The sequence below is a fragment of the Zhongshania guokunii genome (assembly GCF_040892635.1).
GTDB lineage: Bacteria > Pseudomonadota > Gammaproteobacteria > Pseudomonadales > Spongiibacteraceae > Spongiibacter > Spongiibacter guokunii.
Genome location: NZ_JBFRYA010000002.1, coordinates 307,087 through 322,055 on the forward strand (window position 1 = coordinate 307,087; position 14,969 = coordinate 322,055).

Here is a 14,969-nt window from a genome sequence, read left to right on the forward strand (position 1 = left end):
ATTTTGTGGTTATTTTAATAAAGCCCTACATTATGTGGTGGTTTTTAATGATGTACCGGCCAGTTTAAAAGATAAATTCTTGATTTTAGTGGCTAAAATAGATTTCGTGAATATATGACTTTAGTACCATAACTACTGAAATCGGTTGAACATTAACCATATAGCCCATATAATTCGCCCCGCTTTTTGGACAAGCAGTGCAGGCATTAAATTAGCCATTTTTGGCAACAGCGGAAGCAATATGAAAGCAGAAAGACAGCGGAAAATCCCGCGCACTGCTCATCAAATAGCTAGACCGCCGGTGGTAAAAATGTATGGTTTGCAATTTGCTGTGGTGTTATTGGCCAGTGTTATAGCAATCCCCTTGGATATGGTAGTGGCCTATTCCATCATGATCGGGGGAATGATTTCCGTAATACCCAATGCGTATTTTGCGCGCCAAGTATTTCGATACGCCGGTGCGGCATACGCACGTGAAGTGGCTCAGTCATTTTACCGAGGCGAATCGGGGAAATTTATTGCGACACTGGCGCTATTTGCCACAACATTTGCTTTAGTTAAGCCATTGCAGGTGTTTGTCTTATTTCTGGCATATCTGATCGTTATGCTGCTGAACGCTGTAATACTTGCCCACTTCACCGTGGTAAACAAAAAAGCGTCAAATTAGCTCAACGCTTAACATTTACGAGAGAGATACATGGCAGCTGAATCACAGTCTACCGTTGGTTATATCCAGCACCATCTTACCAATTTAACCTATGGTAAGCTTCCCGCCGGCTATGAACGTCTAGATGACAAAGGCCATGTGCATGAAGTCTTAGCTCAAGACACCTGGACTTTGGCGCACAGCGGCGCTGAAGCATCCGACATGGGCTTCATGGCTATCCATGTTGATTCTATGTTTTGGTCAATTGGTTTGGGCTTTTTGTTTTTACTTATTTTTGCTCGTATTGCTAAACGCGCACACAGTGGTGTGCCGCGCGGCGCGCAAAATATCCTTGAAATGATTATTGGCTTTATTGATCAAACTGTTAAAGACGGTTTTCATCATAAAAACGCCATGATCGCGCCAATGGCGCTGACTATTTTCATGTGGATTATTCTGATGAATACCATGGACTTAGTACCGGTCGACTGGATTCCCGCCTTCATGGGCTGGATAACAGGTAACCCGCATTTCTTCTTTAAAGTAGTACCAACAACCGATCCAAACGTGACTTTGGGTATGGGTTTCACGGTATTTGGACTGATGGTGTATTTCACTATCGTCAAAAAAGGCTTTATGGGATTTGTAAAGGAGCTTACTCTGCATCCTTTCCACAGCCCCAAGTGGTACGTCAATATATTATTAGTGCCAATTAACTTTGCGCTAGAAGCAATTTCTTGGATCTCTAAGCCAATTTCTTTGGGCCTGCGACTGTTCGGTAACATGTACGCCGGTGAGATGATCTTTATCCTTATTGCGACTATGTTTGGTGCGGGTTTAGTACTAGGTATATTTGCCGGTGTGTTGCAGTGGGCGTGGGCAGTATTCCACATCCTTGTAATCACCCTACAAGCATTCGTCTTCATGGTGTTAACCATTGTTTATATGGCAACGGCACATCAAATTGAAGAAGAAGACCAGTTTCACTGATTACCATTTTTATTAACTTAAAGTTGAAAGTAGGAGAACTACCATGGGTTTAGCACTGATCGCTGTTGCTTTGATGATTGGTTTTGGCGCACTGGGTACGGCCATTGGCTTCGCTATCCTCGGCGGAAAATTGCTCGAAGGTTCAGCTCGCCAGCCAGAATTAGCACCAATGCTGCAAGGTAAAATGTTCCTGATCGCTGGTCTGCTTGACGCAGTCCCCATGATCGGTGTTGGTATCGCGATGTACGTTCTGTTTGTTGTTGTTCCTGGTCTGCCTGCTTAATTGCTCGCTACGACAAAACATAGACAGCAAATTCATACAGCAGAGGTATCGGCGTGAATATTAATCTCACACTGATTGGACAATCGATCAGCTTTCTGTTCTTTGTATGGTTCTGCCACGCATTTGTGTGGAGTGCTATTCGCAAAGCGATGGACGAGCGTGAAAAGCAAATCGCTGATGGTTTGGATGCCGCAGACCGTGCTGGCCGCGATCTTGAGTTAGCTCAAGAGAAAGCAGCCAAGCAACTGCGCGAAGCGAAAGGCGAAGCAGCAACTATTATTGATGCTGCTAATAAGCGCGCTAGCCAAATCGTTGAAGAAGCTAAAGACGTGGCACGTGTTGAAGGCGATCGCCTGAAAGCAGCCGCCGAAGCCCAGATTGAGCAAGATGTGAACCGCGCTAAAGAACAGCTGCGTTCACAAGTTGCTAAACTGGCCTTGGTTGGCGCGAGCAAAGTGCTGGAAGCATCTATCGATGAGTCTGTTCATAAAGACATGGTCGACAAGCTGGCAGCAAGCCTGTAAGCGGAGTTGATCATGGCGGAATTAAGCACAACAGCTAGACCCTATGCCAAGGCAGCTTTCGAGCACGCTTTGGCTGCTTCAGCATTGGCCGAATGGTCAACAATGCTGAATACCGCAGCAGCAGTTGCTCAGCAAGCGGGTGTTCAGAAAGTTCTGGGCTCCCCGGCAATGACAACCGCTCAGCAGGCGCAGACTTTTATTGATATCTGCGGTGATACCTTTAATGCTGGCGGCGAAAATTTCATCAAGATACTCGCAGAGAACAAGCGACTGAGCCTGCTTCCAACAATCAGTGAATTGTTTGAAGCGCAGAAGGCGATTCAAGAAAAAACCGTGGATGTCGAAATCACCACAGCGTTTGCCTTGGACACAGCTTCTGAACAGCGTCTTGCCGAAGTTTTAACTAAGAAATTGGCTCGCCAAGTGAATGTTCACTCCCATGTAGATGCCAAATTAGTAGGCGGCGTGGTGATTAAAGCAGGTGACTTGGTGATAGATGGCTCGGTGCGCGGTCGCTTAGCGAAACTCGCTGAAGCATTAAATTCCTGAGCGTTTAAAGAATAGGATTGAGGAACAGAGCATGCAGCAACTGAATCCATCCGAGATTAGCGATATTATCAAACAGCGCATCGATAATTTAGATGTGTCTGCCCAAGCCCAAAATGAGGGCACGGTAGTATCGGTATCTGACGGTATCGTACGCATCCACGGTTTAACCGATGTGATGTACGGCGAAATGATCGAGTTTGAAGGTGGCCGTTTTGGTATGGCACTTAACCTTGAGCGCGATTCGGTCGGCGCCGTGGTTTTGGGCGACTACCTTGGTATCGCCGAAGGCCAGACCTGTAAATGTACTGGTCGTATATTAGAAGTACCGGTTGGTCCGGAATTGCTTGGTCGCGTTGTAGACGCACTGGGTAACCCAATCGACGGTAAAGGCCCTATCAACGCAAAATTAACCGACGCAATAGAAAAAGTTGCTCCCGGTGTAATTTGGCGTAAGTCGGTAGACCAACCAGTGCAGATCGGCCTTAAAGCCGTTGATGCCATGGTGCCAATCGGTCGCGGTCAGCGCGAACTGATTATCGGTGACCGTCAGATCGGTAAAACCGCAATTGCAATAGACGCCATCATTAACCAGAAGTCTTCTGGTATTAAATGTGTGTACGTCGCAATCGGTCAGAAAGCATCTTCTATTGCCGCTGTTGTGCGTAAATTAGAAGAGCACGGCGCAATGGACCACACCGTGGTTGTTGCTGCTACCGCATCTGATCCAGCATCTATGCAGTTCATTGCTCCTTTCACTGGCTGTACTATTGGTGAGTACTACCGTGATCGCGGCGAAGACGCACTGATCATTTATGACGATTTGACTAAGCAGGCTTGGGCCTACCGTCAAATCTCCCTGTTGTTGCGTCGTCCACCGGGTCGTGAAGCTTACCCCGGCGATGTATTCTACCTCCACTCTCGTCTACTTGAGCGCGCAGCCCGCGTTTCAGAAGATTACGTTGAGAAATTCACCAACGGTGAAGTGAAAGGTAAAACAGGTTCATTAACGGCTCTGCCTGTTATCGAAACCCAAGCGGGTGACGTATCGGCTTTCGTACCGACCAACGTTATCTCTATCACCGATGGTCAGATCTTTGTTGAAACAGATATGTTCAACTCAGGTATACGCCCAGCGATGAACGCCGGTATTTCGGTATCGCGGGTTGGTGGTGCAGCGCAGACCAAGATCATCAAGAAATTGTCTGGTGGTATTCGTACCGCACTGGCTCAGTACCGTGAATTGGCGGCGTTCTCGCAGTTCGCATCTGACCTTGATGAAGCGACTAAAGCTCAGCTTTCACAAGGTGAGCGCGTTACCGAACTGATGAAGCAGAAACAGTACAGCCCCCTCAGCATTGCTGAAATGGGTCTATCTTTGTACTGCGCTAACGAAGGTCACCTGAAAAACGTTGAAGTTGCCAAGATTCTCGATTTTGAATCAGCAATTCTGTCTTTCGCCAACAGCGACTACGCCGGCGTAATGAAAGAAATCAACGACAGCGGTAACTGGAACGCAGAACTAGAAGGCAAGTTCAAAGAACTCGTTGAAAAGTTCAAGGCAACTCAGACTTGGTAAGACGTTAAGCTGCGCCACCGCGCAGCTTTTCTGCTTGAGGATTGTTGAATCATGGCAGGTGCAAAAGAGATACGCACCCAGATATCCAGCATCAAGAGCACGCAAAAAATCACTAGCGCCATGGAAATGGTTGCGGCGAGTAAAATGCGTAGAGCTCAAGATCGCATGGAAGTGGGTAAACCCTACGCACGGCGCATGCGCGCGGTGGTGGGTCATATCGCCAATGCAAATCCAGAGTACCGTCATCAGTATATGACTGAGCGGGAAGTTAAACGCGTCGGTTTCGTCATTGTTTCTACAGATCGCGGTCTTTGTGGCGGCTTGAACACCAATGTGTTCAAAAAAGCTATCAAAGCGATGAAAGGCTGGTCTGACAAGAACGTAGAAATTGATTTGTGCTTAATCGGCAGCAAGGCTGGGGCATTTTTCAAGAGCTACGGTGGCAATGTAGTTGCTGCAGCAAAAGACATGGGCGAAGCGCCTAGCGTTGCTGATTTGATTGGCAGTGTAAAAGTTATGCTCGACGCTTACGGCGAAGGCAATATTGACCGCCTGTATCTGGTTGGTAATGAGTTTGTGAACACCATGACTCAAAGCCCATTTGTAAGCCAGTTACTGCCTTTGGAAGCAGAGCAAGACGACAGTTTAAAGCATCACTGGGATTATATTTACGAGCCCAGCCCTGAAGAATTACTGGAAGGCTTATTGACTCGCTATGTTGAGTCACAGGTTTACCAAACAGTGGTTGAGAACGGTGCCTGTGAGCAAGCTGCAAGAATGATCGCGATGAAGAACGCGACTGACAATGCCGGCGATATTATCGACGGTCTGCAGCTGGTTTATAACAAAGCACGTCAGGCAGCGATTACCCAGGAACTGTCAGAAATCGTGAGTGGTGCAGCGGCGGTATCGTCGTAAGTATTTTCACCACTGAAACAGAATTTGATTATTTAAGGTTTTGAAGAGGAACCGGACATGAGTAGCGGACGTATCGTACAAGTTATCGGCGCCGTTATCGACGTGGAATTTCCACGCGATGCGGTACCACAGGTCTATGATGCACTGTTGGTTACTGACAGCGGTCTAACCCTGGAAGTGCAACAGCAATTAGGAGACGGCGTAGTTCGCACCATCGCCCTCGGTTCTTCTGAAGGATTGCGTCGTGGTCTAGACGTTAGCAACACTAACGACAAGATCAAAGTACCCGTGGGCATTGAAACCCTGGGCCGGATCATGGACGTTCTTGGCAACCCCATTGACGAATGTGGCCCTATCGGCGAAAAAGAGCGTATGCCTATTCACCGTAAGGCGCCTGCCTACGAAGAATTAGCATCTTCTAACGACCTACTCGAAACCGGTATTAAGGTTATCGACTTGGTTTGCCCATTCGCACGGGGTGGTAAAGTTGGTCTGTTCGGTGGTGCCGGTGTTGGTAAAACCGTAAACATGATGGAATTGATCAACAACATCGCAACCGAACACAGCGGTTTGTCTGTATTCGCCGGTGTTGGTGAGCGTACTCGTGAAGGTAACGACTTCTATCACGAGATGCAGGAAGCCGGCGTTGTAAACGTCGAAGACTTCAGCAAATCTAAAGTAGCGATGGTTTACGGCCAGATGAACGAGCCACCAGGTAACCGTTTGCGCGTTGCACTGACTGGTTTGACCATGGCTGAAAAATTCCGTGACGAAGGCCGTGACGTACTGTTGTTCGTTGACAACATCTACCGTTACACCTTGGCCGGTACCGAAGTATCTGCACTGTTGGGTCGTATGCCTTCAGCGGTAGGTTACCAGCCAACACTGGCCGAAGAGATGGGTGTTCTTCAGGAACGAATCACTTCGACTAAGACTGGCTCTATCACTTCTATCCAGGCGGTATACGTACCGGCGGATGACTTGACCGACCCATCGCCAGCAACCACCTTTGCTCACTTAGACTCAACTGTTGTACTGAGCCGTGACATCGCTGCTAAGGGTATTTACCCAGCGGTAGATCCACTGGACTCTACTTCACGTCAGTTGGATCCGCTGATCATTGGTGCCGAGCACTATGAAGTGGCTCGCGGCGTACAGAACGTATTGCAGCGCTACAAAGAACTGAAAGATATTATCGCCATTCTCGGTATGGACGAATTGTCTGAAGAAGACAAAACGACTGTAGAGCGTGCTCGTAAAATCGAACGTTTCTTGTCACAGCCTTTCCACGTCGCTGAAATCTTTACCGGTAGCCCAGGTAAGTACGTGTCTCTGAAAGACACCATTGCTGGCTTTAGCGGTATTCTGAACGGTGACTACGATCACCTGCCAGAGCAGGCTTTCTACATGGTTGGTACCATCGAAGAAGCAATCGAGAAAGCGGCTAAACTGTAAGCTCGCGCAAGCGAGCTTTACGCCTGAGAGGCTAAAATATGGCTATGACTATTCATTGTGACATCGTTAGTGCTGAAGCAGAGTTGTTTTCTGGTCGCGCTAAGCTGATCGTTGCAAACGGTACCCAGGGTGACCTGGGTGTGACTTATGGTCACGCGCCGTTGCTGACATCGCTTGAGCCCGGCCCAGTACGTATTGTGCAGGACAACGGCGAAGAGCTGATCTTTTATGTTTCTGGTGGTTTTCTAGAAGTACAGCCCAATGTGGTAAGTATTCTGGCCGACACCGCGATCCGCGCTGGCGACCTCGACGAGGCAGCAGCACTGGAAGCACAGAAACACGCTCAACAAGCGATGCTAAATCAGAGTGGCGATATCGACTACTCTCGTGCAGCAGCGCAGTTGGCAGCAGCGACCGCTCAACTTCGGACTTTGCAACAAATCCGGAAATCGTTGAGCAAATAACGCAATTTTGCTGTCTTAAGAAAAGGGCGACTCCGGTCGCCCTTTTTCGTATCCGCTCGTATTCCCCGTTACAATCAAGCAGGTACTACTCTTAAACGAAAATACTGCGTTAAAAAGGACATAACATGACATTAGAAGTGATTATATTAGCTGCTGGTCAAGGCAGTCGGATGCGATCAACTCTCCCGAAAGTATTGCATCCCGTCGCGGGCAAAAGCATGCTTTCCCATGTTATCGACCTTGCCAGCGCCGTCGCAAGTTCCACAACCCATGTGGTTATCGGTCACGGTGCAGATCAGGTAAAACAAAGTATTACTGATCCTGCCATACAGTGGGCACTGCAAAGTGAGCAAAACGGCACTGGCCATGCAGTCGCTCAAGCCTTGCCAGCAGTAAGTGATGATGCCAGGGTCTTAATTCTTTACGGCGATGTACCTCTAACAACGCCAGAAACAATCGAAAAACTAATTGCCACTAGTGTTAGTAAAGCCAGCGCAGAGCAGCTCAGCTTGCTCACAGTTGAATTAGCCGACCCCAATGGTTACGGCCGTATCGTTCGCAATAGTGCAGCTGAGGTAACGGCGATTGTTGAGCAAAAAGACGCTAACGCTGAGCAATTAAAAATAGGCGAAGTAAACACTGGTATTATGTGTGTCTCGGCGAGCGCGTTAAAACGTTGGTTGCCAAAGCTCAGTGCCGACAATGCCCAAGGTGAATACTATCTCACCGATATCATTGCGATGGCCGTCAGCGACGGTGTGCCAATCAATGTTTGCCAAGCGACTGAGCCTATGGAAGTTCAGGGCGCGAATAACCGTATTCAGCTCGAAGAATTAGAGCGTTTTTACCAGCGCCGCTATGCCGATAAACTCATGCTAGCCGGTGCCAGCCTAGCTGATGCCAGCCGCATTGATGTGCGCGGAACCTTAACAACGGGCAATGATGTCTACATTGATATTAATTGCGTATTCGAAGGTGACGTTATACTGGGTGATGGCGTCCGTATTGGACCTAACTGCCATATAAGTGATACAAAAATAGCCAGCGATGTTGAGATAAAGGCAAATTCAGTGCTGGAGGGCGCCGTTGTCGGTACAGATTGTAGCGTCGGTCCTTTTGCTCGCTTGCGGCCGGGTACAGTATTGGCGGCCGAGGTTAAAATTGGCAATTTCGTTGAAACCAAAAAGGCCAATATTGGTATTGGCAGTAAAGTAAGCCATCTTAGTTATATTGGCGACGCCGAGATTGGTAGCAATGTTAACGTAGGTGCGGGTACCATCACCTGTAACTACGACGGTGTGAATAAATTCAAGACAACACTCGCCGACGAGGTATTTGTCGGCTCTAATACTGCATTGGTGGCTCCGGTTACGGTAGGTAAAGCCGCAACGATTGGCGCAGGCTCAGTTATCACTGGCAATATTGCCGAGGGTGAATTGGCGGTAGCGCGGGGTAAACAACGTAATATAAGCGGTTGGCAACGGCCTGAAAAACTAGCTCGCGATTAAATGATTAATAAGGAAACCAGACTATGTGTGGCATTGTAGGCGCGGTCGCGCAACGTGAGGTTCCCAGAATATTACTCGAAGGTCTGCGGCGGTTAGAGTACCGAGGTTACGACTCCGCCGGTATGGCGGTGATAACCGCTAGCGGCGAGCTTGATACCCGCAAAGAAGTGGGTAAAGTCCAAAAACTAGCCGAGGAACTCGACACCAGTCCCTTGTCAGGTAATCTTGGTATCGCCCACACTCGTTGGGCGACACACGGCCAGCCTTCGGAAGTAAATGCCCATCCCCACCTCTCTGGGGATATTGCGTTGGTTCACAATGGCATTATTGAAAATCACGCTGAACTGCGTGAGCGCCTTGCCAAACTCGGCTACATATTTGTGTCACAAACCGATACTGAAACCATCGTGCATTTAATGCATTACCACTACCAGCAAAGTGGCGATTTATTAAGTGCACTGCGCGCCACTATTCCCGAGTTAGATGGAGCCTACGGTTTAGCAGTAATCCACGCCAAAGAACCTCAGCGCATTATTTGCGCGCGCAAGGGCAGCCCTCTTGTTATTGGTATGGGTATCGGCGAAAACTTTATTGCCTCCGATCAGCTCGCCCTGCGTCAAGTAACCGATCGCTTTGTGTATTTGGAAGAGGGAGATATAGCCGAAATATACAGCGACAAATTTATTATTCGGGATGAAGAGTTCAATAAGGTATCCCGCGATATTACCCAGATTGATACGGCAGCAGAAACTACCGATAAAGGCATATACCGTCATTATATGCTCAAAGAAATATATGAGCAGCCCGCGGTAATTCGCCGTTCCTTAATGGGCAGGCTGGGCGCCAAAAAAATTCTCGCTGAGGCTATGGGTGCCCAAGCGGAAGAGATACTTAAAACCGTCTCGTCAATTCAAATTGTTGCCTGTGGTACTAGCTACCACGCGGGCATGGTTGCTAAGTACTGGATAGAAGGCCTGGCCGGTGTACCGTGTCGTGTCGAAGTTGCCAGTGAATTTCGCTATCGGAAATTTAAAGTACAAGAAAATACTTTGTTGGTGACCATCTCCCAATCTGGTGAAACAGCAGACACCTTAGCGGCTTTACGACTGGCGAAAACCCTTGGTTACTCGGCATCGCTTACGGTGTGCAATGTAGCCCAGAGTTCACTCGTTAGAGAATCGGATTTATATTTGATGACCGAAGCTGGACCTGAAATTGGCGTCGCTTCTACTAAAGCTTTTACCACCCAATTAGTGGCCTTATTGTTCCTAACAATTGCCCTCGGTCGTCATCACGACATGAGCGAAACTGAAGAGCAAGAAATTGTTGCTGCGCTCCACCAGTTACCCGATTTATTAAGCGAAACACTGGCGTTAAATTCTAGTATTCAGCAAATGTCCAATGCCTTTGCCGACAAGCACCACGCCCTTTTCTTAGGCCGCGGTGCACAGTGGCCAGTTGCGATGGAAGGCGCGTTAAAGCTAAAAGAAATTTCTTATATTCACGCAGAAAGTTATCCCGCGGGTGAGTTAAAACACGGTCCATTGGCCTTGGTTGATGCCGATATGCCCGTCATCGCTGTTGCGCCCAATGACGTGTTATTAGAAAAATTAAAATCAAATATCGAAGAGGTCCAAGCGCGAGGGGGCCAGCTTTTTGTGTTCTGCGATAAGGCCGCTGGTTTTACTGCCGCCAAGGGCATGGACATCATCGAACTGCCCCATGTAAGCGACGTCATTGCGCCAATTATTTATACTATTCCGCTGCAGTTGCTTTCGTATCATGTTGCGATTTTGAAAGGTACCGATGTGGATCAGCCACGTAACCTCGCGAAATCTGTTACCGTAGAATAGCGCTAAATTATTTATAATTTATATTAAAACGCGCACTAAATCCTATTTAGTGCGCGAGCATTTTAATCAGCGCGGCGGCTGGTGCAGATAGCTCAAAGTCATGGCGATGCGCGCAGCACACACTGAGTTTGTCTGCGGCATTAGTAGGTAAAATCGAGAAGCGTTTTAGAAATTCACTATTATTGCGATAAGCTTGACCCACGGTAGCGACAGAATCTGTGGCCGCGACCACCTCACAGACGAGGGGAAAATGGCCAATGATATGCAGCTGGTGATCGCTTGGAATTTGAGTGTCGCCAAACAAGCGACTGGTTATTTCTGGAGAAGAGCCGGCGCGCTCCGGCAGTACCAGCGGGTAATTTAATATTTGCTTTGCAGACACCGTAGGCTCATCCGCTAAGGGATGTGCGCGGCGGGTAAAAAAGCACACATCAAACGGCTTTATAACAATAATTTTAAATTCTCGGCGTTCTTCAAGCACCTTGGTCGGACCAATAATAAGGTCGGTATCGCCAGTCCTTAACAAGCTTATTGCGCGCTCTGTTGATATTGATTTGAGATCGGCTCTAAGTTGAGGGAAGGACGCCAGCAGCTGTGGCAGTGCTGGGTTCATCAGGGTGACCAGTGGCGGTGGTGAAACGCACAAGCGCAAATTCGATTCGCGATACTTACGGTACACCTCGGCATCCATGCTCAGCCGATCTAGGTCTGCCAGTATTCGCGCCGCGCGATCAATAATATGACGCCCTTGCGGTGTTGTTATCACGCCGCGAGCGCGGCGCTCAAACAGTATTACTCCAAGCTCTTTCTCTAGCTCGGCAACGGTTCGGGTTAAGCTCGGTTGCGATACATGAATCGCCTCGGCAGCGGCGGTCATCGAGCCAAATTGATCAACTGCGACGATATAGCGTAGTTTGCTGGTATTCATAGGTATACGTAAACCAAATATTACAGAATAAATAGTATTGGACTGAATAGTTGTTAAGTTGTCAAATGGGTCAAGATTTTAGACCTGCTAGCCAAAAATAAGGAAATAAACCCATGTCGCTGTATTCTGAGATCACTGCCGAAATCGACAATGGCCCCGAAGGAGCCAATATCGCAGCGCTATTTGATTTTGACGGCACTATTATTGCCGGTTATTCGGTATTTAGTTTTCTTCGTGAGCAAGTCCAGCGCGGAGATCTCTCGCCATTAGAAATGCTAGCAATAGTTGATGTAATCGCGCGCTTTGGCTTGGGCAATGCTGATTTTGCATCGTTAATGAAACTCTGTGCCGAAAATATGAAGGGCCTTCAGGAAGAAGACTATCTCGCCGTCGGCCAAAAAATCTTCGATCGCGATCTTGCCAAAAAAATTATTCCAGAGTCCCGTGCCCTAATCGAGGCGCATATGCGCAAGGGCCACACAGTAGCTATTATTTCATCGGCAACACCCTATCAGGTCGAGCCCTGCGCAAAGTATCTTGGTATTGATCATGTGGCCTGCAGTACGATGGAAGTACAAGACGGTATCTTTACTGGCGAGCTTGGCGGGCCATTGTGTTTTGGGCAGGGCAAGGTCGATGCCGCCCTTGACCTCGCTGCAGCCAAAGGCCTCGATTTAGATAGCAGTTATTTTTACTCTGATAGTACCGACGATATCGAACTGCTTGAATACATTGGCAAGCCTCGGCCACTCAATCCCAGTAAAAAACTGAAGCTTATTGCGGATAAGCGTGGCTGGCCAACACGAACTTTTCGAAGCCGCTCAGGTAGTCCAGCACTTGGCGCGGTGCGCAATATTGCCACTAAGCTGAGTCTTGCCGGCTCTGTCGTTGCAGGCCTGCCTATCTGGGCGCTAACTGGCTCGAAACAGGAAGCGAGAAATTTCTCGGCTTCGCTTTTTGCCGATGTCGGCGCGGCTTTAGCGGGTTTAAAGCTGGAGATCGTTGGCGAAGAAAACTTGTGGGCGGCGCGGCCTGCGGTGTTTGTTTTCAATCATCAAAGTGATATTGACGTGTTGATCTGCGCCAAAATTCTGCGCCGTAACTTCTCTGGTGTTGGTAAAGCAGAAATCAAGAAAATGCCTTTGATTGGTATGGCCATGGAAATGTTCGGTGTTGTGCTGATCGACCGAAGCAACAGCAAAAGCGCCATCGATGCCATGCAGCCACTTGTTGATAGAATCAAAAACGAGAAAATTTCGGTAGTGATGGCCCCAGAGGGCACGCGCACCCATTCAAAGCAAATTTTACCCTTCAAAATGGGTGCGTTTCATCTGGCCATGCAAGCGGGTGTGCCGATCGTGCCTATTGTCATTCGCAATGCGATGGATGTATCACCCAAGGGCGACAGCCTATATTACCCGGGTACTGTGGAGGTCGAAATCCTGCCGCCCATAGATACTAAGCGCTGGACCAAGGCGAACCTGCATAAGAATGTTGCAAAAATAGAAGCGCTTTATAAAGCTACGCTCGGCGAGTCAACAAAGCTTGTCAGCGCGTAAGCGATGTGGGTTTTAGCTTACATTTTTCAAACAGATGCGAATGTATTTTAATAATATTTTATTGCACTAAACGAGAATCAACATGGAACAGTTAACGGCGTTAGACTCGCAGTTTCTCTATACCCAAACCGACGACAATTTTACCCATATAACCGTTCTACTCAATTTTGATGGACCGGCGGATGAAACCGAAAGCGAGGTAGATGGCGCGGTACTGTGCGTGTATTTGCAGCAGAAACTGCAACATCATCCGATTTACCGCCGGCGATTAATGCGTTTACCGGCGGAGCTGGATTACCCCTACTGGGTTGACGATAAGGATTTTAATCACGAAGAGCACTTTGCGGTGTACGGCTTGAATGATCCTGGTGGCTGGCGGCAACTTCGGGAGGCGGTAAGCGCTATTCACAGTCAGCCAATGGATATGACGCGGCCCTTATGGGACGTAACACTATTTACCGGTGTTCATTGTAATGGGGCCCACAGAAATGGGTTTACGATTGCTATGCGCCTGCACCACGTGGCAATTGACGGGATTGGCATTACTAAGTTAATGGCCTATTTGACGAGCCCAGAATCCCCTGCCGAGGCGCTTCCAACAGCGGCCGTATTGCCGTGGAAGACCGTAGCCTTTAACGCTGCAAGTAATCGTCTTCGTAATTCACTTAAATTTAGTCGTTCGCTGTATAAAAGTCGCTCGGTAATTAGCGACGCTACGAAACATTATCTGCAGACAAAACCCTCTGAACGTAAGAGTGTGCCGGTTTGTCGATTTAACACCAGTGTAAAAGGCGAAAAAATATTTGATGTGACCCGAGTCAATTTCAGTGAATTGAATGCGCTGCGGGCACTTCACCGCGGTGCAACAGTAAATGACGTGGTGTTGGCGATCTGCGCTGGTGCTTTGCGGCGTTATTTGGCACATCATGCAGAGCTGCCGTCCCAGTCTCTCGTAGCATGGGTGCCGGTTAATGCGCGCAGCACAGCTGGTGGGAATAATACTGATAGTGGCAATAGCATAAGTGCGTTCACGGCGCCGATTTATACCGATATTGCCGATCCCGCAGCGCGGCTAGCTAAAATACACGCGGCGACCCAGCGCGGAAAAGCAGATAAGGCCGGTGCCGGCCTAGTTTTAGATCTTACCAAATGTTTACCAGCTACCGAGCAATATCTATTTTCCCGAGCGCTTAATGCGAGTTCGGCGGCCGCTTCGGCGTGCAATCTATTTGTATCTAATGTGCCGGGGCCGGCACAGCCAATCAAGTTCGCGGGTCACCAATTAGAAAGCATGTTCGGTTTACCTCCACTTGGAGAAGGCATGGGACTGTTTATTGCTACGCCAAGTTACAATGGCAGCTTGTACTTCAACGTGATTTCTACAGAAAATATTCTTCCCGATATTGAATATTTTATGACGTGTATTCAGGCTTCTTTTGCTGATTATCAGGAAAAGTTGGCCAGTCGGCAGAGCTAAGTTTGAATAGCCCCTATCACTGTAGACACTCCGCATGGTAAAAATTAACCATCGGAGGAAGTATGAATCAACGTCGTAAATTTACTGAAGACTTTAAGCAAGAGGCAGCCGCTCAAGTCATTGAACGTGGCTACCCCATTAAGGAAGTTGCCAATCATTTAGGTATTTCGGATAAGACGCTATACAACTGGGTCAACCGTTTTAGGGTGCCTAGTAATGAACGTGGTACCCAAGATGAT

At 48.3% G+C, this 14,969-nt stretch carries 15 protein-coding genes; 14 read left to right on the forward strand and 1 reads right to left on the reverse strand.

Translation table 11 applies throughout. From position 1 onward, the window contains the following. The first annotated feature begins 145 nt into the window (after nt 1-145). The 11 genes from AB4876_RS04085 to glmS all read left to right on the forward strand — a co-directional run bounded on the left by AB4876_RS04085 (nt 146) and on the right by glmS (nt 10,766). The gene (locus tag AB4876_RS04085; protein ID WP_368380371.1) at nt 146-667 is read left to right on the forward strand and encodes an ATP synthase subunit I; all 522 of its coding nucleotides are present in this window, start codon (nt 146-148) and stop codon (nt 665-667) included. Nucleotides 668-697: 30 nt separating this feature from the next. Continuing rightward, complete coding sequence (gene atpB / locus AB4876_RS04090; protein WP_368380372.1) at nt 698-1,636, forward strand: F0F1 ATP synthase subunit A; 939 nt, start codon at nt 698-700, stop codon at nt 1,634-1,636. A gap of 43 nt (nt 1,637-1,679) precedes the next feature. Then, nucleotides 1,680-1,919 (forward strand): F0F1 ATP synthase subunit C, encoded by a 240-nt coding sequence (gene atpE, locus AB4876_RS04095; RefSeq protein WP_008253083.1) that lies wholly within the window; start codon nt 1,680-1,682, stop codon nt 1,917-1,919. 53 nt (nt 1,920-1,972) lie between these two features. Next, complete coding sequence (locus tag AB4876_RS04100) at nt 1,973-2,443, forward strand: F0F1 ATP synthase subunit B (protein WP_368380373.1); 471 nt, start codon at nt 1,973-1,975, stop codon at nt 2,441-2,443. Nucleotides 2,444-2,455: 12 nt separating this feature from the next. Further along, a complete protein-coding gene (locus tag AB4876_RS04105; RefSeq protein ID WP_368380374.1) occupies nt 2,456-2,992 on the forward strand; it encodes a F0F1 ATP synthase subunit delta in 537 nt (178 codons plus the stop codon). A 31-nt stretch (nt 2,993-3,023) separates the two neighbouring features. Then, nucleotides 3,024-4,568: a F0F1 ATP synthase subunit alpha gene (atpA, locus tag AB4876_RS04110; RefSeq protein WP_368380375.1), complete on the forward strand. Its 1,545-nt coding sequence runs from the start codon at nt 3,024-3,026 to the stop codon at nt 4,566-4,568. 51 nt (nt 4,569-4,619) lie between these two features. Next, the gene (gene atpG / locus AB4876_RS04115; RefSeq protein WP_368380376.1) at nt 4,620-5,486 is read left to right on the forward strand and encodes a F0F1 ATP synthase subunit gamma; all 867 of its coding nucleotides are present in this window, start codon (nt 4,620-4,622) and stop codon (nt 5,484-5,486) included. Between the two features lie 57 nt (nt 5,487-5,543). Continuing rightward, nucleotides 5,544-6,941 (forward strand): F0F1 ATP synthase subunit beta, encoded by a 1,398-nt coding sequence (atpD, locus tag AB4876_RS04120; protein ID WP_368380377.1) that lies wholly within the window; start codon nt 5,544-5,546, stop codon nt 6,939-6,941. A 38-nt stretch (nt 6,942-6,979) separates the two neighbouring features. Continuing rightward, entirely contained in the window at nt 6,980-7,405 is a 426-nt protein-coding gene (locus tag AB4876_RS04125; protein ID WP_368380378.1) for a F0F1 ATP synthase subunit epsilon, read from the forward strand. A gap of 125 nt (nt 7,406-7,530) precedes the next feature. Beyond that, the gene (gene glmU, locus AB4876_RS04130; RefSeq protein ID WP_368380379.1) at nt 7,531-8,913 is read left to right on the forward strand and encodes a bifunctional UDP-N-acetylglucosamine diphosphorylase/glucosamine-1-phosphate N-acetyltransferase GlmU; all 1,383 of its coding nucleotides are present in this window, start codon (nt 7,531-7,533) and stop codon (nt 8,911-8,913) included. A 23-nt stretch (nt 8,914-8,936) separates the two neighbouring features. Then, nucleotides 8,937-10,766: a glutamine--fructose-6-phosphate transaminase (isomerizing) gene (gene glmS / locus AB4876_RS04135; RefSeq protein ID WP_368380380.1), complete on the forward strand. Its 1,830-nt coding sequence runs from the start codon at nt 8,937-8,939 to the stop codon at nt 10,764-10,766. Nucleotides 10,767-10,812: 46 nt separating this feature from the next. Here the strand turns inward: glmS and AB4876_RS04140 are convergent, their stop codons facing one another. After that, nucleotides 10,813-11,694, reverse strand: a complete 882-nt coding sequence (locus tag AB4876_RS04140) for a LysR family transcriptional regulator (RefSeq protein ID WP_368380381.1) — start codon at nt 11,692-11,694, stop codon at nt 10,813-10,815. A gap of 113 nt (nt 11,695-11,807) precedes the next feature. On the opposite strand from AB4876_RS04140, the gene AB4876_RS04145 reads away from it, so the two are divergent. From AB4876_RS04145 to AB4876_RS04155, 3 genes are all read left to right on the forward strand, one after another. Next, nucleotides 11,808-13,253, forward strand: a complete 1,446-nt coding sequence (locus AB4876_RS04145) for an HAD-IB family hydrolase (protein WP_368380382.1) — start codon at nt 11,808-11,810, stop codon at nt 13,251-13,253. Nucleotides 13,254-13,335: 82 nt separating this feature from the next. Continuing rightward, nucleotides 13,336-14,730: a wax ester/triacylglycerol synthase family O-acyltransferase gene (locus AB4876_RS04150; RefSeq protein WP_368380383.1), complete on the forward strand. Its 1,395-nt coding sequence runs from the start codon at nt 13,336-13,338 to the stop codon at nt 14,728-14,730. A gap of 62 nt (nt 14,731-14,792) precedes the next feature. Further along, nucleotides 14,793-14,969 (forward strand): transposase (locus AB4876_RS04155; RefSeq protein WP_368380387.1); only part of this gene is annotated, 177 nt, incomplete at its 3' end.